This window comes from Rhizobium hidalgonense (genome assembly GCF_005862185.2).
GTDB classification, from domain to species: domain Bacteria; phylum Pseudomonadota; class Alphaproteobacteria; order Rhizobiales; family Rhizobiaceae; genus Rhizobium; species Rhizobium hidalgonense.
On the sequence record NZ_CP054027.1, the window covers coordinates 1,214,138 to 1,234,182 of the forward strand.

At 61.0% G+C, this 20,045-nt stretch carries 17 protein-coding genes and 1 pseudogene; 5 read left to right on the top strand and 13 right to left on the bottom strand.

The annotated features are described in order from the left end of the window. Window position 1: 1 nt before the first annotated feature. The 3 genes from FFM81_RS05665 to FFM81_RS05675 are packed head-to-tail and all read right to left on the bottom strand — an operon-like array spanning window position 2 to window position 3,468. On the bottom strand, window positions 2-919 hold the full coding sequence (locus tag FFM81_RS05665) for an ABC transporter permease (RefSeq protein ID WP_003565606.1): 918 nt from the start codon (window positions 917-919) through the stop codon (window positions 2-4). Beyond that, on the bottom strand, window positions 916-1,839 hold the full coding sequence (locus tag FFM81_RS05670) for an ABC transporter permease subunit (RefSeq protein WP_003565604.1): 924 nt from the start codon (window positions 1,837-1,839) through the stop codon (window positions 916-918). The genes FFM81_RS05665 and FFM81_RS05670 overlap by 4 nt, the downstream gene beginning before the upstream one ends. Before the next feature lie 48 nt (window positions 1,840-1,887). Then, window positions 1,888-3,468: a peptide ABC transporter substrate-binding protein gene (locus FFM81_RS05675; protein ID WP_003565603.1), complete on the bottom strand. Its 1,581-nt coding sequence runs from the start codon at window positions 3,466-3,468 to the stop codon at window positions 1,888-1,890. Window positions 3,469-3,752: 284 nt separating this feature from the next. Here FFM81_RS05675 and bglA point away from each other — a divergent pair, with 284 nt between their 5' ends. Continuing rightward, complete coding sequence (gene bglA / locus FFM81_RS05680) at window positions 3,753-5,498, top strand: beta-galactosidase BglA (RefSeq protein WP_138384955.1); 1,746 nt, start codon at window positions 3,753-3,755, stop codon at window positions 5,496-5,498. Between the two features lie 41 nt (window positions 5,499-5,539). Here the strand turns inward: bglA and ade are convergent, their stop codons facing one another. Both ade and FFM81_RS05690 read right to left on the bottom strand, forming a co-directional pair. Then, window positions 5,540-7,237, bottom strand: a complete 1,698-nt coding sequence (ade, locus tag FFM81_RS05685) for an adenine deaminase (RefSeq protein ID WP_025416769.1) — start codon at window positions 7,235-7,237, stop codon at window positions 5,540-5,542. A gap of 111 nt (window positions 7,238-7,348) precedes the next feature. Further along, window positions 7,349-8,452: a branched-chain amino acid ABC transporter substrate-binding protein gene (locus tag FFM81_RS05690; protein ID WP_003565596.1), complete on the bottom strand. Its 1,104-nt coding sequence runs from the start codon at window positions 8,450-8,452 to the stop codon at window positions 7,349-7,351. A 462-nt stretch (window positions 8,453-8,914) separates the two neighbouring features. On the opposite strand from FFM81_RS05690, the gene FFM81_RS05695 reads away from it, so the two are divergent. Further along, window positions 8,915-9,829: an HD-GYP domain-containing protein gene (locus FFM81_RS05695; protein WP_003565594.1), complete on the top strand. Its 915-nt coding sequence runs from the start codon at window positions 8,915-8,917 to the stop codon at window positions 9,827-9,829. A gap of 79 nt (window positions 9,830-9,908) precedes the next feature. Here the strand turns inward: FFM81_RS05695 and aptA are convergent, their stop codons facing one another. The 6 genes from aptA to FFM81_RS05725 form a co-directional block, all read right to left on the bottom strand. Further along, the gene (gene aptA / locus FFM81_RS05700; protein ID WP_003565592.1) at window positions 9,909-11,234 is read right to left on the bottom strand and encodes an omega-aminotransferase AptA; all 1,326 of its coding nucleotides are present in this window, start codon (window positions 11,232-11,234) and stop codon (window positions 9,909-9,911) included. A gap of 297 nt (window positions 11,235-11,531) precedes the next feature. Then, window positions 11,532-11,849: an ArsR/SmtB family transcription factor gene (locus tag FFM81_RS05705; RefSeq protein ID WP_003565590.1), complete on the bottom strand. Its 318-nt coding sequence runs from the start codon at window positions 11,847-11,849 to the stop codon at window positions 11,532-11,534. Window positions 11,850-11,966: 117 nt separating this feature from the next. Continuing rightward, complete coding sequence (locus FFM81_RS05710; RefSeq protein WP_003565589.1) at window positions 11,967-12,716, bottom strand: HugZ family pyridoxamine 5'-phosphate oxidase; 750 nt, start codon at window positions 12,714-12,716, stop codon at window positions 11,967-11,969. A 31-nt stretch (window positions 12,717-12,747) separates the two neighbouring features. Then, a complete protein-coding gene (gene choV / locus FFM81_RS05715) occupies window positions 12,748-13,800 on the bottom strand; it encodes a choline ABC transporter ATP-binding protein (RefSeq protein WP_003565588.1) in 1,053 nt (350 codons plus the stop codon). After that, window positions 13,797-14,642, bottom strand: a complete 846-nt coding sequence (gene choW, locus FFM81_RS05720; protein WP_025416767.1) for a choline ABC transporter permease subunit — start codon at window positions 14,640-14,642, stop codon at window positions 13,797-13,799. The genes choV and choW overlap by 4 nt, the downstream gene beginning before the upstream one ends. A 74-nt stretch (window positions 14,643-14,716) precedes the next feature. Next, window positions 14,717-15,673, bottom strand: a complete 957-nt coding sequence (locus FFM81_RS05725) for a choline ABC transporter substrate-binding protein (protein ID WP_003565586.1) — start codon at window positions 15,671-15,673, stop codon at window positions 14,717-14,719. Window positions 15,674-15,907: 234 nt separating this feature from the next. Between FFM81_RS05725 and FFM81_RS05730 the strand changes: the two genes are divergently transcribed. The 3 genes from FFM81_RS05730 to FFM81_RS05740 all read left to right on the top strand — a co-directional run bounded on the left by FFM81_RS05730 (window position 15,908) and on the right by FFM81_RS05740 (window position 18,988). Beyond that, complete coding sequence (locus FFM81_RS05730) at window positions 15,908-16,510, top strand: thymidine kinase (RefSeq protein WP_003565585.1); 603 nt, start codon at window positions 15,908-15,910, stop codon at window positions 16,508-16,510. A 136-nt stretch (window positions 16,511-16,646) separates the two neighbouring features. Further along, window positions 16,647-17,720, top strand: a complete 1,074-nt coding sequence (locus tag FFM81_RS05735) for a hypothetical protein (RefSeq protein WP_025416766.1) — start codon at window positions 16,647-16,649, stop codon at window positions 17,718-17,720. 137 nt (window positions 17,721-17,857) lie between these two features. Further along, window positions 17,858-18,988 (top strand): DUF2333 family protein, encoded by a 1,131-nt coding sequence (locus tag FFM81_RS05740; protein WP_003565583.1) that lies wholly within the window; start codon window positions 17,858-17,860, stop codon window positions 18,986-18,988. 12 nt (window positions 18,989-19,000) lie between these two features. Here FFM81_RS05740 and FFM81_RS05745 read toward each other — a convergent pair. Next, window positions 19,001-19,153 (bottom strand): annotated as a pseudogene (locus tag FFM81_RS05745) (PAS domain-containing protein); the annotation flags it as partial. A gap of 50 nt (window positions 19,154-19,203) precedes the next feature. Then, window positions 19,204-19,929, bottom strand: a complete 726-nt coding sequence (locus tag FFM81_RS05750; protein WP_003565582.1) for a helix-turn-helix transcriptional regulator — start codon at window positions 19,927-19,929, stop codon at window positions 19,204-19,206. Between the last annotated feature and the right edge of the window lie 116 nt (window positions 19,930-20,045).

Below are 20,045 nucleotides of genomic sequence, written 5' to 3' on the forward strand. Positions count from 1 at the left end.
TCTATCGATCCTTCGGGTCGAACGCGTCGCGCAGGCCGTCGCCGATGAAGAGCAGGCTCAGTAGCAGCGCCACGAGGAAGCTGGCGGGGAAGATCAAGAGCCACGGCATGCTTTCCATGGCATCGGTTCCCTCGGCGATCAGCGTGCCGAGCGAGGTCAGCGGTTCCTGCACACCGAAGCCGAGATAGGACAGGAAGCTTTCGGTGGCGATGATTTCGGGGACTGTCAGCGCCGCGAAAATGACCACCGGTCCGACGAGGTTCGGAATGATGTGCTTGACGATGATCTTGAACGGCCGCTGGCCGGAAGCACGGGCCGCCTCGATGAATTCGCGATGTTTGATCGATAGCGTCTGGCCGCGCACGATGCGGGCCATGGTCAGCCACTCCAGCGCACCGATCGCGGCAAAGAGCAGATAGACGTTGCGGCCGAAAATGACCATCAGCAGGATGACGAAAAGGATATAGGGAAGCGCATACATGATGTCGACGAAGCGCATCATGATCGCATCCAGCCTGCCGCCGATATAGCCCGAGATTGCGCCGTAGAGCACGCCGATGACGACGGAGACGACGGTGGCCGTCAGCGCCACGGCGAGCGAGACGCGGGTACCGTAGAGCACGCGGGCGAGAAGATCGCGCCCGTTCGGGTCGGTGCCGAAATAATGGCCGGTCTCGATCGACGGCGGGATGCGGAAGGCGGCCCAATCCGGATCCTCATAATTGAAGGGAATGAACCAGGGGCCGAGGAAGGCTGCGAGGATCAAGAGCGCCAGAACGACGGTCGACAGGACGGCCGCCTTGTTGCGACCGAGACGGCGCAGCGCATCCTTGGTGAGCGAACGGCCTTCGGGTGCCAGGCCCTCCGCCTCCAGAAGCTCCTGGGCCAGCAGCTCGCGTTTTGCGGGATTGAGGATCATCGGTTTCTCACTTTCGGGTCCAGCCAGGCATAGGCGATGTCGACCAGAAGGTTCAGGAACACGATCAGCACCATGTAGAAGATGACTGTGCCCAGAACCATGCCGTAATCGCGGTTCAGCGCTGCGTTGACGAAATAGCGACCGATGCCGGGCAATCCGAAGATGCTTTCGACAACAAGCGAGCCGGTGAGAAGGTAACTTGCCGCCGGTCCGAGATAGGAGACGACAGGCATCAGGGCGGGCTTCAGCGCATGGCGCATCACCGTCAGGCGCGGGCCGATGCCCTTGGCCTTGGCGGTGCGGATGAAGTTCTGGTTCATCACCTCGATCATCGAGCCGCGGGTTATGCGCGAGATGCGACCGGCATGCGGCAGGGCCAGCACGACGATCGGCAGGATTAGGTATTTGATTGAACCGTCACCCCAGCCGCCGACCGGAAACCAGGCGAGGTGGATGCCGAAGATAAGCTGCAGGATCGGCGCGATCAGGAAGTTCGGCAGCACGACGCCGACCAGGATAAGGGCGCCCAGAATGTAATCCGGGGCCTTGTTCTGGTAGAGCGCCCCAAGACAGCCGACGGCGACGCCGACGATGATGGCAATCAGGAAGGCAGCGGTGCCGATGGTGAAAGTGTAAGGCAGACCGATCATAATCTGCTGGGCGACGGTAAAGTCCTCACTGGCGAAGGAGGGGCCGAGATCGCCTCGCAGCAGGTCGCCGACATAGATCAGGTACTGCTGGATCAGCGGCTTATCGAGGTTGTAGTGGACGGCAAGGTTTTTCAGGATCACCGGCGGCAATGGCCTTTCGCCATCGAACGGGCCGCCGGGGGCAAGGCGCAAAACGAAAAAACAGGCTGTGACGGCGATCCACAGAACCGGGATCGTCGATAGCAGACGACGGAGAGCGTATTTGATCATGGTCGTGGGCCGGTCCTTCCCGCAATGTGCGGGAAGGACCGTCTTCCCTTACTCTTTCATCGACAGCCAGCGAGTGCGGTGGATGTCCTGAATATTATCGACGAAGCCTTCAATCTTCGGCGAAACGACGTTCTTCGAAACATAGTAGTAGATCGGTAGGGCGGCAGAATCATCCAACGCAAGCTGCTCGGCCTTCTTGAACATTGCAGCGCGCTTGGTGAGATCCGTCTCGGCGTTTCCGTCCTTGATCAGCTTGTCGTACTCGGGATTAGACCAGCGGCCGTAGTTCATCTGAACGCCTGTCACCAGGAGGTTCAGGAAATTATCCGGATCGTTGTAATCGGCGAGCCAGCCGGCGCGGCCGATCTGTACTTCGCCGCGCTGCAACTGATCATAGTGCACTTTGGTCTCGGCATTGACGAGTTCGACATTGACGCCGAGCGGCTTCCACATGGAGGCGATCGCCACGGCGATGCGTTTATGGTTGTCGTTGGTGTTATATTTGAGCTCGGCAGTCAGCGGATGATCCGGACCGAAACCGGCTTCCTTCAGCAGCTTCTTGGCCTCTTCGACCTTGTCCTTATAGGGAAGATCTTTCCAGGAGACATAGGCCGGCTCGCCGTAGTTTGCCGTGCCCGGCGGAACCCAGGAGTAGGCCGGCAGTTCGCCGGTGCCGAGAATCTGCGGGCCGATGACTTCGCGGTTGATCGCCATGGAGAGAGCCTGGCGCACGCGCTTGTCGGCGAAGGGCGGCTTGGTCGAATTGATGACGTAGTAGTAGAGGCCGGAGAAGGGCGCCACATGCGCCTGGCCAGGCAAGTTCTTCTTCATCCACTCGTACTGGTCGGTCGGGAAGTCGGTCAGGATGTCGAATTCGCCGGCGCGGTAGCGTTTCAGCGCGGCTTCCTGGTCCTCGAGCACGAAGAATTTGGCGCCGTCGATCTTCAGGTCCTTGGTGTCGTACCACTGGTCGTTCTTAACAGTCGTGACATGCGAGCCCGGCACCCATTCGACCGGCTTATAGGGGCCGTTGGTGACGATATTGCCGATCTTGACCCAATCCTGTCCCTTCGCCTCGACGACATGTTTGGGCAGCGGATAGGCGGTGTAATGCATCAGTGCATTGAGGAAATAGGGGGTCGGATTTTCGAGGGTGATCTCCAGCGTCTTGTCGTCGATCGCCTTGACGCCGAGCTGGTTGAGATCGGTGATCTCACCCTTGTTGATCTTTTCGGCATTCTTGATGGTGAACTGCAGATAGGCATAGTCGGCGGCGTTCTTCGGGTCGACGAGGCGCTGGAAGGCGAAGACGAAGTCTCCTGCCGTTACCGGCTGGCCATCGGACCACTTGATGCCGTCGCGAAGCTTGAAGGTGTAGACCTTGCCATCCGGCGAAATCGTCCAGCTTTCGGCCTGGCCGGGGACCGGATTGTCCTTGGCGTCCTCGGTGACGAGGCCTTCGAAGATATCGCCGGCGATGCGGTTTTCCCAGTCGCCCGACAGCTTCTGGGGATCGAGCGACTGCGGGTCGCCACCATTGTGAATATTGAGTGTGGCCGCATGCGCTGAAAACGCCAGCAATGTGCCAAACATTGCGGAGGCGAGAAATTTTTTCGTGAACTGGTTCATCGTGGGTTCACCTTTCTAGGCTTTGCGCCCTTATTAGACATCTGTTCCCGACATTTGACCTCTTACGTGCAGGTCAGTGCGCACCTTATCGCAAAGGAATCGCGTTGCAACCCCAAATCCGGAAGCTGGAGACGGGTTGTGGACAAGCCTATATACGTCTCCCCCTTGTCGGATCGCGACGGCATGCCGCGACATCGGCAGCACTCTCATAACGGCTTGATGTGGTTGTCTTTTGTTTCGTCCGCTTTAGTGTGGCGAGCACAAACAAGCAGGAGACGTAGCCGATGGTATTGCAGACGGGCGGGAATGCGGATTGGTGGCGCGGCGCGGTGATCTATCAGGTCTATCCGCGCTCGTTTCAGGACACCAACAGCGACGGTCTCGGCGACCTCAAGGGGATCACCCGCCGGCTGCCGCATATTGCCAGCCTCGGTGTCGACGCGATCTGGCTCTCGCCCTTCTTCAAGTCGCCGATGGCCGACATGGGTTACGACGTTTCCGATTACTGCGACGTCGATCCGATCTTTGGCACGCTTGATGATTTCGACGAGATGATGGCCGAGGCGCACAGGCTCGGCCTCAAGGTCGTCATCGACCAGGTCATCTCGCATACGTCGGACCGGCATCCCTGGTTCGTCGAAAGCCGGACGAGTCGGACCAATCCTAGGGCGGACTGGTATGTCTGGGCCGACCCGAAGCCGGATGGTACGGCGCCAAACAACTGGTTGTCGATCTTCGGCGGGCCCGGCTGGGAGTGGGACGGCGTGCGCCGGCAATATTACCAGCACAATTTCCTCACCTCACAGCCCGACCTCAATTTCCACAGCAAGGCGGTGCAGGATGCAGTGCTGGAGACCGTGAAGTTCTGGCTCGACCGCGGCGTCGACGGCTTCCGGCTGGATACGGTCAACTATTATTTCTGCGACAAGCAGCTCAGAAGCAATCCGCCGCACGAGCCCGATGAGAATGATGCCGGCCTCGATGCGCCCGACAGCAACCCCTACGGCATGCAGAATCACCTCTATGACAAGACGCAGCCGGAAAACGTCGATTTCCTCAAACGCTTCCGGGGGCTGCTCGACCAGTACGAGGATCGCACGACAGTTGGCGAGGTCGGCGACGGGGCGCGTTCGCTGAAGACGGTGGCCGCCTATACGAGCGGCGGCGACAAGCTGCATATGTGCTACACGTTCGACCTGCTTGGGCCCGATTTCACCGCCGAGCATATTCGCGGCTGCGTCGAGGCTTTCCAAAAGGCGGTGACCGACGGCTGGGTCTGCTGGGCTTTTTCCAATCACGATGTCATGCGCCACGTCAGCCGCTTCGCGCTGACGGCGGAAGAGCGGCCCGTCATCGCCAAGCTGGCGATCTCGGTGCTTTCGGCGCTGCGCGGCTCGATCTGCCTCTATCAGGGCGAAGAACTCGGGCTGCCGGAGGCCGAGCTTGCCTTCGAAGATCTGCGTGATCCCTACGGCATCCGCTTCTGGCCAGCCTTCAAAGGCCGCGACGGATGCCGCACGCCGATGCCCTGGGAGGCGGGCAAGGCGCATGCGGGCTTCACCTCGGCCGAGAAGAGCTGGCTGCCAGTGCCTTACGAGCAGGCAGCACTTTCCGTGGATACGCAGGAGGGGAGTGACAGCTCGGTGCTCAATCACTACCGCAAGACGCTCGCATTCCGAAAGCAGCACCCGGCGCTGATCGATGGCGAGATGACCTTCATCGGCACCAACCAGGATCTATTGGCCTTCACGCGCGAAAAGGGCGGCGAAAGGCTGCTCTTCGTTTTCAACCTGACACGCAAACCGGCCGAATTCCGCCTGCCTGACGGCATGGCGCTCGGGGAGGCGTTCGCCATTCCCGGGTTTGAGGCGGTGGCGGGCTCAGGGTCGGTGAAGCTTGCGGCGCTGGATGGGTTTTGTGCACGGGTTTCGGCAGGCGGCGCCAGTGGCGACGGTCTAGCGAAGCTGCTCGACAAAGTATCCGATGCGGAGCCGGTCGAAGGCGATGAATTGCCGGAAGGATGGCGATAGGTGTCGAAGCCTCGACCTGCCGCTCATTCTGCGAGGGCTCATCACCCGATCAGCGCGAACTTGTCCACATCGACCATGCCGCGATCGGATATCTTCAGGTGCGGGATGACCGGCAGCGGCAGGAAGGCGAGCTGGAGGAAGGGTTCTTCCAGCGTGGCGCCGAGTGCGAAGGCGGCCTTGCGCAGATGATGCAGCGTATCGCGGACTGTCTCGTAGGGTTCGAGGCTCATCAGGCCGGCGATGGGCAGGGCGATTTCGCCGGTGACCTTGCCGTCCTCCACCACGACGAAGCCGCCCTTGATCTCGCCGAGGCGGTTTGCGGCGTGCGCCATGTCGTCCTCGTCGACGCCGACGACGCAGATATTGTGGCTGTCATGGCCGACGGTGGAGGCGATGGCACCCTTCTTCAGGCCGAAACCCTGGACGAAGCCGTTGGCGTGGTTGCCATTCTTGCCATGGCGCTCGATGACGGCGACCTTGATGATGTCGTTGGCAAGATCGACTGATGTCTCGTTGCCCCTGACCGGCAGGCGGTAGCGGCGATGCTCGGTGATGATCTTGCCCGGCATGACGCCGATGACCGATGTTTCACCCTCTCTGGCCGGTACGCCGAAATGGGCGGCATTGACCGTCCGGGCCTTGACGCTGTCGAGGCCGATCGGGGCAACCGGCCTGCGCTTGGAAAAGAGCGCGTCGGTGACGCGGCGGCCGGCTGAGAAGACCATTTCGGCGCGGCAGCTTTCCAGGCTGTCGAGAACCACGAGATCGGCGCGCCAGCCGGGCGCCACCAGGCCACGGTCCCGCAGACCGAAGGCGCGGGCGGCCGAGATCGAAGCGGCGCGGTAGATCGCCAAGGGCTCGACACCCGCGGCGATCGCCGTGCGGATCATGTGATCGAGATGGCCCTGTTCGGCGATATCGAGCGGATTGCGGTCGTCGGTGCAGAGCGCGAGATAGGGAGAAAGCCGCTCGGTGATGATGGGGATCAGCGCCGCGAGGTCCTTGGAGACCGAGCCTTCGCGCACCAGGATATGCATGCCCTTGCGGATCTTTTCCAGCGCTTCCCTAGCAGTCGTGCACTCGTGCTCGGTGCGGATGCCGGCTGCGAGGTAGCCGTTCAGGTCGTTGCCGGAAAGCAGCGGCGCATGGCCGTCGATATGGCCGCCCTGGAAGGCGTCGAGCTTGGCCATGCAGACGGGATCCTTATGGATCACACCGGGGAAATTCATGAACTCGGCAAGGCCGATGACTTTCGGATGATGGCGGAAGGGCAGGAGGCTCTCGATCGGCAGGTCGGCGCCTGATGTTTCGAGATGAGTAGCCGGGACACAGGAGGAGAGCTGGACACGGATGTCCATGATCGTCTCGAGCGCAGATTGGAGAAAGAATTCGATACCGGCGGCGCCGAGCACATTGGCGATCTCGTGCGGATCGCAGATCGCGGTGGTGACACCATAGGGCAGGACGCAGCGATCAAATTCATGCGGCGTCACCAGCGAGGATTCGATGTGCAGATGCGTGTCGATGAAGCCCGGAACGACGATCCTGCCGGCGATATCGATCTCGGTCTCGCCCTCATAATCGCCTGAGGTGCCGACGATGCGATCGGCGCCGATGGCGATATCGGAGCGGACGATTTCGCCGGTGACGAGATCGAAGAAGCTGCCGCCCTTCAGCACGATATCGGCCGGCTCGCGGCCGACGCCCTGGTCGATCAGACGTTCGAGACTTGCGGTCATGGCATTGCTCACATTGGACGATTCCAACGTTATAACCGATCTGCGCCGACATGCGATGCCCGCCAACGAAATCGGGCGCCGATGGCGCCCGATCGTGTCTCAGCGTCGCGCTTATTCGGCAGCGACGATCTTACCGCCTTCCCACTTGTAGAGCGAGAAGCTCTGCGAAGTCAGGTCGCCGGTTTCGCCGTAGGTGACCTTGCCGATGGCGGTCTGGATTTCCTTGCCGTCTTTCAGTGCGGCCGCGACGGCTTCCGCATCCTCGGCGCTGCCGGCCTTCTCAATGCCGGCTTTCAGCACTTCGACGGCGGCATAAGCGTTGAGCGTGAAGGCTTCTGCCGGGATGTTCTTGGCAGCGAGCGCATCGGCGGCGGCCTTGGAATCCGGGTTCTTGGTGGCGTCGGAGGCATTGGTGAACAGCGTGCCTGCCGCCGCATCCGTGCCGATCGCCCAGAATTCGGTGTTGGAGAGGCCGTCGCCGCCGATGATCGTCGCGTTGGCGGCGAGGTCATGCAGCTGGCGGGCGAGCAGACCGCCTTCCGGGTGGTAGCCGCCGAAATAGACCACATCGACCTTCTCTGATTTGACGCGGGTGGTTAGCGCGCTGAAATCCTTGTCGCCGGGCGTGATCGCGTCATTGACGACTTCGGTGACGCCGCCGGCGTTCAGCGTCGCCTTGAAGGCGTCGGCGAGACCCTTGCCGTAGGCGCCCTTGTCGTTGACGATGGCGATGCGCTTATCCTTGAAATTCTTCAGCACGTATTTGGCGGCAACTTCGGCCTGCTGGTCGTCGCGGCCGCAGGTGCGCAGCACGTTGGTGAGACCGCGCTTGGTAAGGTCAGGCGCTGTCGCGGTCGGGGTGACCATCAGCACGCCATTTTCTGCCAGCACGTCCGAAACCGGAATGGCAACACCCGAGGTCACCGGGCCGACGACGAAGCGGATGCCGTCGCCGACAACCTTGTTGGCAGCGGAAACGCCCTGCTTCGGTTCGCCGGCATCGTCGGCCAGTTCGAGAACCACTTTCTCGCCGAGAATGCCGCCCTTCTTGTTGATCTCGTCGACGGCGGTCTGAGCGCCGTTCTTCACCTGGTCGCCATAGGCGGCGACGGGGCCGGTCAGCGGCGCAATCAGGCCGATGGTGATATCGGCATGGGCAAGCGGCGCGAAGGCAAGCGACGCAACGAGCGTCGCCGTCAGTGTCTTGAGGGTCATTATCTGTCTCCTTGGGTGGGGTCCTTCGACCCGCGATGAGGTGTCGCGCCGGTTTTTCCGATCATTCAACGGCCCTTTGAGCCGTGCCAAGGACGATCGACAAGGGCGCGATCCGTGAGCCTGCCGGCCATATTTGACTCGGGAAGGCTCATGGCGAGATTTCTAAGAATTTTGGCGGGTTTGCGCAAGTTCATAACAAAACGGAAGGGAAATCGGATCGATCCGGGCGGAAACGCGTTCGAAGGCGATCATTTTCTTCGTTTTTCGGCGATTTCCCATAAGGAAGTTGCAGAGGGCGGCGCCTCCGCCCAGACGAAACCACCTCTGTAATGGTTCTTTATCTTTCCCATTAACCGTTAGTTTGGCCCGTGGCGGTAGTATCCCCGATACCCAAAATACCGCAGCATTGAAAAAGAGACTCTTACAAATAATTAGATAAAGACATCGGGAAACAGAGACTGGATGCTCAAGCGTATCGACGCCAGCCAAGTGTGTATCGGAATGTTTGTGGAGGCCGTTGAGGGCCTGTGGCAGGATCCGCTTTTGTCCAAGCGCAGATTTTCTCTGCGGCGCGAGATCGATGCCGCGAAAATTCGCAAATGCGGCACTGCCAGGGTCGTCATCAACACCAGCAAGGGGCTCGATACCAACGGCTTGCCGGCCCGCGACATCGAGATCGATATCCAGGCCGCGCGCGAAACCGTCCAGAAATCCGTGCAGGTGCTGGAAGAGGCTTTCGCGAGGCTGCGGAATGGCGATGCAATCAGTGTCGCGCATGTGGCGCCGGTGATTTCATCCGTCTCCAAGTCGATGGAGGAACATCCCTCGGTTTTCCTGAACGTCACGCGTTTGAAATCAAAAGACGAAGTGACCTTCCTCCATTCCATTTCGGTGAGCGCGCTGATGATCCTGTTCAGCCGCCATCTCGCACTCGACGAGCATACGGTCCAAATGCTCGGTACCGCGGGGTTGCTGCATGATGTCGGCAAGCTTGAAATTCCGCTTGAGGTGCTCAACAAGGCCGGGCCTCTGGAACAGGACGAGATCAGCTTGATCCGCGGCCATCCGGAGAAGGGGCACGCTTTCCTGTCGCGGCAGGAGGGCATGTCGGAGATCATTCTCGATGTCTGCCTCAATCACCATGAGCGCATCGACGGCAAGGGCTACCCGCGCAGGCTGTCCGGCAAAGAGGTGAGCCTCTACACGCGAATTGCGACAATCTGCGATGTCTATGACGCCATCACCTCGGTGCGGTCATACAAGGCGGCTTGGAGCGCGAGCGACGCACTGAAATGGATGCTCGGGAATGAAGGGCACTTCGATCGCCGGCTCCTGAAAAAATTCGCCCTCTGCCTTTCCGTCGCCTCGGTGACCTGAGGTCAACCCGTCACGGCGGCAAAAAGCCTGCGTGGGCTTGCACCCGCCGCAGGCCATGATGCGAAAAGCGTGAGATCTCTCAGATGTTGTTCTGCAGGATGGTGCGTAGCTTGCCGAAGAGTTCGTCGATATGGTGCTTCTCGATGATCAGCGGCGGGGAGAGCGCGATGATATCGCCGGTGGTGCGGATCAACAGACCGCTTTCATAGGCTTTCAGGAAGGCGGTGAAGGCGCGCTTGGTGGGCTCGCCGGCGATCGGATCGAGCTCGATCGCGCCGATCAGGCCGGTGTTCCTGATGTCGATGACATTGGGGCAGTCTTTCAGCGAATGCAGCGCGTCGGCCCAGTAGTCGGAAAGCTCGGCGGCGCGTGTCAGCAGCCCTTCTTCCTTGTAGGTGTCGAGCGTGGCAAGCGCTGCGGCGGAGGCGATCGGATTGCCGGAATAGGTGTAGCCGTGGAAGAACTCGATCATGTGCTCCGGGCCGTTCATGAAGGCATCATGGATCTCGGAGGTGACGAAGACGGCGCCCATCGGAATGACGCCGTTGGTCAGTCCCTTGGCGGCGGTGATCATGTCGGGCTTGACGTCGTAATATTGCGCGGCGAAGGGAGCGCCGAGGCGGCCGAAACCGGTGATGACCTCGTCGAAGATCAGCAGGATGCCGTGCTTGGTGCAGATCTCGCGCAGTTTCTGCAGGTAGCCTTTTGGCGGGATCAACACGCCGGTGGAGCCGGCCACCGGCTCGACGATGACGGCGGCGACGGTGGAAGCGTCATGCAGGGTGACGATCCGCTCCAGTTCGGAGGCGATGTCGCCGCCGTGTTCCGGCTCGCCGCGGGTAAAATTGTTCTTGCCGGGCTGGTGGGTGTGCGGCATGTGGTCGACGCCAGTCAAAAGCGTGCCGAACATCTTGCGGTTGGTGACGATGCCGCCGACGGAGATGCCGCCGAAATTGACGCCGTGATAGCCGCGCTCGCGGCCGATCAGGCGGAAGCGTGAACCATTGCCCTTCACGCGGTGATAGGCGAGCGCCACCTTGAGCGCCGTCTCGACGGATTCGGATCCGGAATTGGTGTAGAGGACGTGGTTCAGGCCTTCCGGGGCGATGTCGACCAGGCGGTTCGCCAGTTCGAAGGCTTTGGGATGGCCGAGCTGGAAGGCCGGCGCATAGTCGAGCTCGCCGGCCTGCTCGCGGATCGCCTCGGTGATCTTCGGGCGGCAATGGCCCGCATTGACGCACCAGAGGCCTGCCGTGCCGTCCAGCACCTGACGGCCGTCATGGGTCGTGTAGTACATGTCCTTGGCGCCGACGAACAAGCGTGGCTCCTTCTTGAACTGGCGATTTGCCGTGAACGGCATCCAGAAGGCGCGAAGATCGTTCGGTGCGTTGAGGCGGTTGGACATGCTGTTCTCCTGGCCTCTGATGGCCGGTTCCCGGGGCTTCACGCCCATATTTTGACTGCCTGGTCAAATTATCAGGGCTGCTCGAAGCGTCAACGGTAAAACGCCCGGGGGTGCCGCTCGCGACAGGAAGCCTGGGGGAAATTCCGGGACCGGCAGGTCCAGCAAAAAGGGCACGACCGGCAATCACAAGGTTTGCCGGTCGTGCCATAAGGTTCAGGTGCTGAAATTTCGTTGCCGCGCCTCCGGGAACATCCCCTTGCGGCGTGGCATCGGCCGACATTCATGTCAGCGCTATCATCAAGCGGCGGATCTGTTCCTGTTCGCCACCAAGTAAATGTCTTCGAGCGTTGCCAGGATCTTCATCACCGGCTCGGAGGTGCTGGAATAGTAAATGGTCTGTGCGTCACGCCGGGTCTTCACCAGCTTCTGCGCCCGCAGTTTCGACAGGTGCTGAGAGAGTGCGGACTGGCTGAGGCCGACCTGCGTTGCAAGTACGCCGACGGCCACTTCACCCTTCACCAGGCTGCACAGGATCAGCAATCTCTTGGGGTTTGCCATTGCCGACAATAACGCTGCCGCCACATTGGTGTGATCGGCCAAATTAGTGGTTTCCATATTATCATCTTCCTAATGCGAAACGTACATCATGCGTGCTGGCACAGGCCGTCAATCGCGATTTTTCCCCACGCTCAGAAACTAGCAACTAGGGTCGAAGATTGTATATACCTAAATTTAAGGTATCGAGTATGCTATTTTAGATATGTTTGAACAAATGTGATCGGCATCCCCGGCGAGGGTTTCGAATTCGTATCGCAGCAGAAAATCGCCGGAAACGAGGTCAAAACCTGAGGAATCGATACCACAAATGCGCCAGGAAGCCGATTCCGGCGCGTTTAATCGGGTAGCGAGGGCCTCGGCCACATCAGGGTGGCGTTCTACTAAATCTCGCACTGTTTCTGCCGCGCGGGCGGCGATCTCCTCATTGGCTGCCGACTGAATGATGAGATCGCTCCCATCGAGCTGGTAGGCGCGGCCGAAGCCGCCATTGAGGCTGGCCTGCTCCGGTTTGAGACGGAAGAAGAGGAAATCGGGAAAGTCGATATAAAGCTTTGCCTTGGTGTGGCGAGCGAGAAAACGCGTGCGGATACGCTCGTGGACGGCGCTGCCACGCTCGACGGGTTCTGCCAGGCATTGGGTCGTCAGGCGAGGGTGGGCGAGCGGATCGCCCTTGCCGGGCTCGCCGGTCAGGAGCGAGGCGCGCGCGTCTCCGGCGAGCGCTTTGGTATGGGCAGAGAGCTTCGAAACGAGAATGACGGGGGTGCCGTCAATATCGGTGGCGACGAGCACGCGGCTGGCGAAGGGAAAGCCGGTCTCGGGGTCGAGAACAGCAATCGCCGCGTGCCGCGCGGAGCGCAGAAGCACGCGGGCGAGTTTGCGGGCATCGTCGTCGGTTTCACGTATGGGCGAGGGCTGATCCTTCATATCCGCTTTGTGACAAAGCGGATTGAAAACATCAAGCGTCCTGCCTGCGGCGATGGCGGGTGAGGCCGGCGACGATATCCTGGGCCGTGATGGTGCCGATCACCGCGCCGTTTTCCACGATGCCGATGCTGCCCGGCTGGCGGGCAAGCACGTCGAGGATATCGACGAGCGGGGTCGCGGCGCGGGCCGTGGCGCTGACGCTCATGCCGGCGGCCGTCTGACCGAGGCCGGGCTGCATCACGTCGGCCGCCGTCAGCATGCTGATCGGGTTGAGATGCTGCACGAAATCGGCGACATACTGGTCGGCAGGATTCTTGACGATGTCATGCGGCGTTCCGCACTGGATGATGCGGCCGCCCTCCATGATGGCAATGCGGTTGCCGATACGGAAGGCTTCGTCGAGATCGTGGCTGACGAAGAGGATGGTCTTCTTCAGCCGCCGCTGGAATTCCAGGAGCTCGTCCTGCAGGCGGGTGCGGATCAACGGATCGAGTGCCGAGAACGGCTCGTCCATCAACAGGATCGGGGCGCCGGTGGCAAAGGCGCGGGCAAGCCCGACGCGCTGCTGCATGCCGCCTGAGAGTTCGTTGACCTTGCGGTCGGCCCATTTCGTCAGGTTGACGAGTTCGAGCTGCTCGCCGATGCGCACCTTGCGTTCGGCCTCCGGCATGCCGGCGAGCTCGAGGCCGAAGCCGACATTCTCGGCGACGGTGCGCCACGGCAGCAGGGCGAACTGCTGGAACACCATGGAGACGGTGTGGGTGCGCAGGTCGCGCAGCGCCCTGGCATTGCATTTATAAGGGTTGACGGGCCCGGTGGAGGTCGAGACCGCGACATCGCCGCGCACGACAGGAGCGAGCGCGTTGACGGCGCGCAGCAGCGTCGACTTGCCGGAGCCGGAAAGCCCCATCAGCACGAGGATCTCGCCCTCCTCGATCGTCAGCGAGGCATTGGCGACGCCGAGCACCAGGCCGGTCGCAGCACCGATCTCGTCGCGCGTTTTGCCCTGGTCGGCCATGGCAAGCGCGGTTTCGGGCTTGTTGCCGAAGATAATGCTGACGTCCTTGAAGCTTACCGCGGTCATGCACCGTCTCCTTCACCCGCCGTGCGGAACATGCGGTCGAGGATGATCGCCAGAATGACGATACAAAGACCGGCTTCGAAGCCTTTCGCGACATTGACGGTGTTCAGTGCGCGCACGACAGGCACGCCGAGACCGTCGGCGCCGACGAGGGCGGCGATGACCACCATCGACAGCGACAGCATGATGGTCTGGGTGAGGCCCGCCATAATCTGTGGCATGGCAAAGGGAAGCTCGACCTTGCGCAGCACCTGCATCGGCCTAGCGCCGAAGGCCACGGCGGCCTCGACGAGGGATGGCGGCGTCGAGATGATGCCGAGGCGCGTCAGCCGGATGGGGGCAGGGATCGCGAAGATGACGGTTGCGATCAGGCCCGGCACCATGCCGAGGCCGAACAGGATCAGCGCCGGGATCAAATAGACGAATGTCGGGATGGTCTGCATGAGATCGAGCGCCGGGCGCATGGCGGCATAGACCCAGGCGCGGCGGGCCGCTGCAATCCCGAGCGGAATGCCGATCACCATGCTGACGAAAGTGGAGGCGAGCACGAGAGCGAGCGTCTCCGTCGTTTCCTTCCAGTAGCCCTGGTTGACGATGAGCAGCAGCCCCAGACAGGTGAAGAGGGTGATCGCGATCGATCGGCGCAGCCAGAAGGCGATGGCGGCGATGGCGGCGATGACGATCAGCGGGTGAGGCTTCTGCAGCACGAAGAGCAGCCCGTCAATCACGTGCGACAGCAGCGAGGCGAGCTGGTCGAAGAACCACGCGCCGTTCGAGGTGAGCCAGTCCACGAAGGCTTTGGCCCAGGAGCCGATGGGAATTTTAAATTCGGTGATCCAATTCAAGGGAGCGCCTATCCAGAAAAAATCAACAATCGGACAAAAATGAAACGGGGCGGCGAGCCGCCCCGTTCAGACCATCAAAGGCCGAAGCCGGTCTTGGAGGCCGCCAGCGCGTCGCCCTTGCCGTCGCGGGTCTTGACGCCGGCGAGCCAGGGCTCGAGCGCAGAAGGGTTCGCCTTCAGCCATTCGGTCGCGGCAGCTTCCGGCTCCTTGCCGTCGTCGAGGATCTTGCCCATGATCTGGTTTTCCATCTCGAGGGAGAACTTCAGGTTCTTCAGCATCATGCCGACATTCGGGCATTCGTCGAGATAACCAGCGCGAACGTTGGTATAGACTTTGGCGCCGCCGAAGTCAGGACCGAAGACATCGTCACCACCTGTGAGGTAGGTCAGCTTGAAATTGGTGTTCATCGGGTGCGGTTCCCAGCCGAGGAAGACAACCGGCTTGCCGGCTTTCTCAGCGCGGGCGACCTGAGCGAGCATGCCCTGTTCTGAGGATTCGACGACTTCCATTTCCTTCAGGCCGAAGGTGTTCTTTTCGATCAGGTCCATGACGAGACGGTTGCCGTCATTGCCCGGCTCGATGCCGTAGATCTTGCCGTCGAGATCGTCCTTGTGGGCGGCGATGTCCTTGAAGTCCTTGATCCCGAGTTCGGCGCCCTTGGCGTTGGTGGCGAGCGTATACTTGGCGCCGACCAGGTTGGGGCCGAAGGATTCGACCGACTTGTCCTCAATATATGGGCGGACGTCCTTTTCCTGCGTCGGCATCCAGTTGCCGAGGAAGATGTCGATGTCCTTGTTCTTCAGCGAGGTGTAGGTGACCGGCACCGAGAGAACCTTGACGTCGGTCTGATAGCCGATGCTCTTCAGGACGACGGATGCGGTGGCGGTGGTGGCGGTAATGTCAGTCCAGCCGACATCGGAAAAATGGACGGTGGAGCAGCTGTCGGGGTCGGCGGCGAAGGCGGCGGTCGCAACGGAGAGGGCGGCGACGGCAGTTGCAGTGACGAGTTTGAACGTGCTTGTTGTTTTCATTTTAGACTCCCAGTCTTTAAGTTCCCAAGCCAACCACCAATAGCCGAGTTTGACAAGCGACCTCAGTGCGTTTGCGTCGTATCGACCCATGCGATTGCGACGTCGGCGGATTTTTTGCGGCACCCTGTTTTCAGGCCGCCCGCGATTGTCGGGCTGGGATTCCTGTGATTATCGCCTTCAGGGGCTTTCCTTTGCCGTTGTGAGCTTTCAATAAACCGATCTAGGAGAGATCGGATGGCAAAACTCTATTTCAACTACTCGACGATGAACGCCGGCAAGTCGACGATGCTGCTGCAGGCCTCCTACAATTACCAGGAGCGCGGCATGCGCACGGTGCAATTGATCGCCGCTTTCGACGAGCGCACCGGCCGCGGCATCATCGGCTCGCGGATCGGGCTGGAGGCGAGCGCCATTCCCTTCGAGCCACATGAGGACCTGTTCCGGCTGATTTCGACGCTGAGCGGGGAAGGGGCGCCGATTGCCTGTGTCTTCGTCGACGAGGCGCATTTCATGACGCCTGTCCATGTCTGGCAGCTTGCCCGCGTCGTCGACAGGCTCGGCATTCCCGTGATGGTCTATGGGCTGAGAACCGATTTCCAGGGCAAATTATTTCCGGCTTCGCAGGAACTGTTGGCGATCGCCGACGAAATGCGCGAGGTGCGCACGATCTGCCATTGCGGGCGCAAAGCGACCATGGTGGTGCGACTCGACGCGGAAGGGAAAGTGCTGCACGAAGGCGCGCAGATCGAGGTTGGCGGCAATGAGAAATATGTCTCGCTCTGCCGCAGGCATTGGGACGAAGCGATGAACGGAGCCTGGATCGCCGAGCCGGTCTGAGGAGGCCGCTACCGCCTGTTTCTTTGGTGCCGCAGGCGACCTGATCCATTTTACGCAATCGCGGACGGAAAACCGCTTCGCACTTTTGCTGAAATTGATTTAACGTGAGAAGCACGAGATTCCCTGGAGAGGCCGGGTGCGCAAACCGCCGCCATTCGACAGCCAGTACGAAACTGCAGACAGCCTTGCCGAGAGGGTTGCGGCCGACGGAGCCTATTGCGTGGCGGCGATCAGTGCCTTCAGCGGCGATGAAGCACTGTCGGCCGACGAAGTTTTCCTCGAGCAGAATGCTCGCTTCCAGGCGTATATCGCCGAGGCTGCCGCACTCGACGCCCTGCAGGCCGAGTTGGTCTTTTCCCTCGACCGGCTGACGGCCGAGGTTTCCGCCGATCTCGACAGCTTCCGGGGGCTGACGCTGCGCGAGAAGATGGCCGGCTGGACGTCGCGCCAGCGGATGTGGCGCATGCATACCGAACGCGTGCGCGAGGCCCCGGTCATCGAACGGTTGCTCGAGCTTCTGTCCAAATCGGATGCGCTTGCCAGGCTGATCGCCGGCCAGCGCGCTTCGATCATCGAACGCCACAGGGCTGCCGAACGCGGTCTCGTCGACATCGTCGAGCAACGGCGCCGGCTGGTCGATTCCATCGATCTCGCCCGCCTCAAGATGAAGGAGCTCAACGCCAAGGCGCTGACGACGCAGGGGCGTATCGGTGTCTACGGCAATAAGGCACATTGGGAGCAGATGGAGACTGAGCGGCGGGCGCTGAAGGCGGAGGCCGAGCGGATTTCCGCCGGGGAGCACGAGATGCGCGACGACAGCCAGCGGCGCGAGCGCTTCATCGGCCTGTTCCAGGCCTTTGTCGATTCGCTGAACGCCCGGATCGCCGCCTGCAACGTGCTGCTGCGCAAGCTAATGATCGACGTCGAGGAGCGGCTGATCATCTACCAGGCGCAGGTCGATACCGACCGGCCGGGCATGAAGATGCGGATCAAGCCGGAATTCTTTCCCGATATCGCCGCGCCGATCAGGCTGTTCGAGAAGGGCATGCTGGTCGCCCAGGATCTGGAGCGGCGCAAGAACCGCGCCGATCTGGAATTCACCGGCAGGTTTCCGGCCTATGCCGAACCGCTGCCGGAGGCATCGGGAGCGCCGCTGATCGACACGGCGCGCAGGGCCTTCCGCTTCAGCCTGCCGTTCCTGCGGTCCTGATCCGCCAGGCGCCGGTTCGCGCTGCTTTCAGTCGTAAAAATCGCGAGGCTCATGTTGTGCTCGGCCTACCGAGCGCATATGTGGATGCAACGGGGCGGCGACGTCCCGATGTTCGCCTCGCCTGACAGGAGACGACGATGCTTGACCGGATTGCCGGTTTTTTCAGGCTGATCGGCCAGACGATCGGCCGCTCGGCCCGACTGTTTTTCGCCTGGGCCTTCTGGCCCTTCCTTGCCGCGCACGGCTGGTATCAGCGTCGGAGCTGGATGATCCGGTTGCCGGTTATCGCGTTCGTGGCGCTCTTCGTCGTGCTCTACGGCTATTTCTTCTGGCAGACGCAGGTCTGGTCGAATTTCAACACCGCCTTCGTCGATCAATACAGGCTCTCCGAACGCAAGGTTGCCGCCGGCCAGGAAGTGCCGGTCGCCGCGGGCAGCAGCGCTACGGCTGCCAAGACTTGCCAGCGCTCGGCCATCGTCGACGTCACGGCCGATCTGACCGATTTCAATGTCAATCAGAACGCATGGATTTCCTCCATGCTGCTCTACAAGATGGGCTTCTTCGGCGTCGACTGGGATCACACGCCCTTCCTCGACAACAAGGCGTCGTTCCAGCGCGGCATCAATCAGGCGGTCCGGCGGACGTCGGCGGAGCTTGTCGATACGCTCGGGCGCGTGCGCGGCACCTCGGGTATCAACAATGATCTGCAAAGCGCGCGCGGCAACTTGCAGTTCGATGAATACAGCTGGTATTTCGGCCTTAATCCCTTCGGGCCGAAAACGCCAACGCCCTCCTATTACCGCTCGGCGATCGGCAGTCTGCGCAAGTTCAACACCGATCTTGCCGCCTGTAACGTGATTTTCGACGGCCGCGCCGATAACCTGATGCAGTTCATCGACCGCATCGCCAACGATCTCGGCGGCACGTCCGACATGCTCGCCGAGCGTTCGGAAAACCACAATCGCGGCTGGTTCGATACGCGCGCCGACGACCGGTTCTGGTTCGCCTACGGCCAGCTCTACGCCTATTACGCCATCCTTGCCGCGGCGCAGGCGGATTTCTCGCAGGTGGTGCAGGAGCGCAATCTCGGAGCGGTCTGGGGCAGCACAATGCGGCAGTTCCAAGCGGCGCTGCGAATCCAACCGGCGATCATCTCTAACGGGCGTGAGGACGGCTGGATCATGCCGAGCCATCTCGCCACCATGGGCTTCTATATTCTCAGGGTGCGCTCGAACCTCGTCGAGATCCGCTCTGTGCTCGACCGCTAAAATTTCCGGGAGTCAGCGCGGTCTCGTATCGTCCTCGAAGCCGACGACGCGCAGCTTCTCGAACTCATAGGTGACGCCGACGATGCCGCCGCCGCTTTCATCGTCACGAAAGCGGCCAACGCTGCGCACCAGCTTGTAGCCGCCAAGCCGGTTGTCGACGCGGTGAAACGATTCCCTCAGATCACGGCACGACGTGCCATCTCTCTTCCGATTCCTCAGTTGATCAGCTTCAATCGAATTGCCTTGGCTACCAACTGGGTGCGGTTGACGCAATCGAGCTTTTTGATCGCGTTGGTCATGTAGGCGTTCACCGTATGATCCGAGAGCGCCAGGATCTGGCCGATTTCGATCGAAGTCTTGCCCTGGGCAGTCCAGCGCACAACTTCTAGTTCTCTGGTCGACAGCGCGTTGTGCGCGCATTCCTCATTCCGTTTGACTGCATTATATGCATCGAGTGCATGCAGGATGATCATGGCCAGTTCGTTGACCTCGCTCTGGCTCAGTGCGGCGCGCTCGCCGCAGAACCAGAAGACCAGGCGCTGGCCATTGGCCGCAATGGTCGGCATGGCAACGCCTGCCGGAATGGCATGGCGCAGCATCAGGGCGCGCAGTTCGGCGGGAAAGGCCTGACCATTGGCGGCGTCGTTGAGGTGCCAGGCCGGCGGGACGGCGGACTCCCTTAGCCGTAAGCCGAACGGACAGCCGCGCATCATGTGGGCGCGGTCGAACTCCTTGATGTAGGCGGCCGGAAGCGAGCTTTCGATCAGCAGGGGCTTCAACAGCAGGTCTTCCGGGGACGGAGCGTGCATCAGGGTCGCATGCGACAATCCGAAAGCGGCGGAAACCCGGCCGAGCGCTTGCGCAAACAGGCTGCGCGTTCGAGCAGTGGCAAGCTCTGCCGAGAGCAATGACTGTCTTTCAGAGGTGGTCATATAAGACATCTGTACGCCTCCGGCTGCCCCAATGTTAACGCTATCAAACACAGAAAGCCGGCCGGATGCTAGCCCCAATTGACTTAGCGTCAGCTGATTTACTCGAATTGTGTAAAATAATTGAC

Excerpts from the sequence above, each read along its gene's own strand:
- FFM81_RS05665 (WP_003565606.1), bottom strand. The coding sequence starts at position 919 with ATGATCCTCAATCCCGCAAAACGCGAGCTGCTGGCCCAGGAGCTTCTG.
- FFM81_RS05750 (WP_003565582.1), bottom strand. The coding sequence starts at position 19,929 with ATGTCTTATATGACCACCTCTGAAAGACAGTCATTGCTCTCGGCAGAG.
- FFM81_RS05695 (WP_003565594.1), top strand. The coding sequence starts at position 8,915 with ATGCTCAAGCGTATCGACGCCAGCCAAGTGTGTATCGGAATGTTTGTG.
- aptA (WP_003565592.1), bottom strand. The coding sequence starts at position 11,234 with ATGTCCAACCGCCTCAACGCACCGAACGATCTTCGCGCCTTCTGGATG.
- FFM81_RS05675 (WP_003565603.1), bottom strand. The coding sequence starts at position 3,468 with ATGAACCAGTTCACGAAAAAATTTCTCGCCTCCGCAATGTTTGGCACA.
- ade (WP_025416769.1), bottom strand. The coding sequence starts at position 7,237 with ATGACCGCAAGTCTCGAACGTCTGATCGACCAGGGCGTCGGCCGCGAG.
- FFM81_RS05725 (WP_003565586.1), bottom strand. The coding sequence starts at position 15,673 with ATGAAAACAACAAGCACGTTCAAACTCGTCACTGCAACTGCCGTCGCC.
- FFM81_RS05710 (WP_003565589.1), bottom strand. The coding sequence starts at position 12,716 with ATGAAGGATCAGCCCTCGCCCATACGTGAAACCGACGACGATGCCCGC.
- FFM81_RS05705 (WP_003565590.1), bottom strand. The coding sequence starts at position 11,849 with ATGGAAACCACTAATTTGGCCGATCACACCAATGTGGCGGCAGCGTTA.
- FFM81_RS05670 (WP_003565604.1), bottom strand. The coding sequence starts at position 1,839 with ATGATCAAATACGCTCTCCGTCGTCTGCTATCGACGATCCCGGTTCTG.
- bglA (WP_138384955.1), top strand. The coding sequence starts at position 3,753 with ATGGTATTGCAGACGGGCGGGAATGCGGATTGGTGGCGCGGCGCGGTG.
- choV (WP_003565588.1), bottom strand. The coding sequence starts at position 13,800 with ATGACCGCGGTAAGCTTCAAGGACGTCAGCATTATCTTCGGCAACAAG.
- FFM81_RS05740 (WP_003565583.1), top strand. The coding sequence starts at position 17,858 with ATGCTTGACCGGATTGCCGGTTTTTTCAGGCTGATCGGCCAGACGATC.
- FFM81_RS05730 (WP_003565585.1), top strand. The coding sequence starts at position 15,908 with ATGGCAAAACTCTATTTCAACTACTCGACGATGAACGCCGGCAAGTCG.
- FFM81_RS05690 (WP_003565596.1), bottom strand. The coding sequence starts at position 8,452 with ATGACCCTCAAGACACTGACGGCGACGCTCGTTGCGTCGCTTGCCTTC.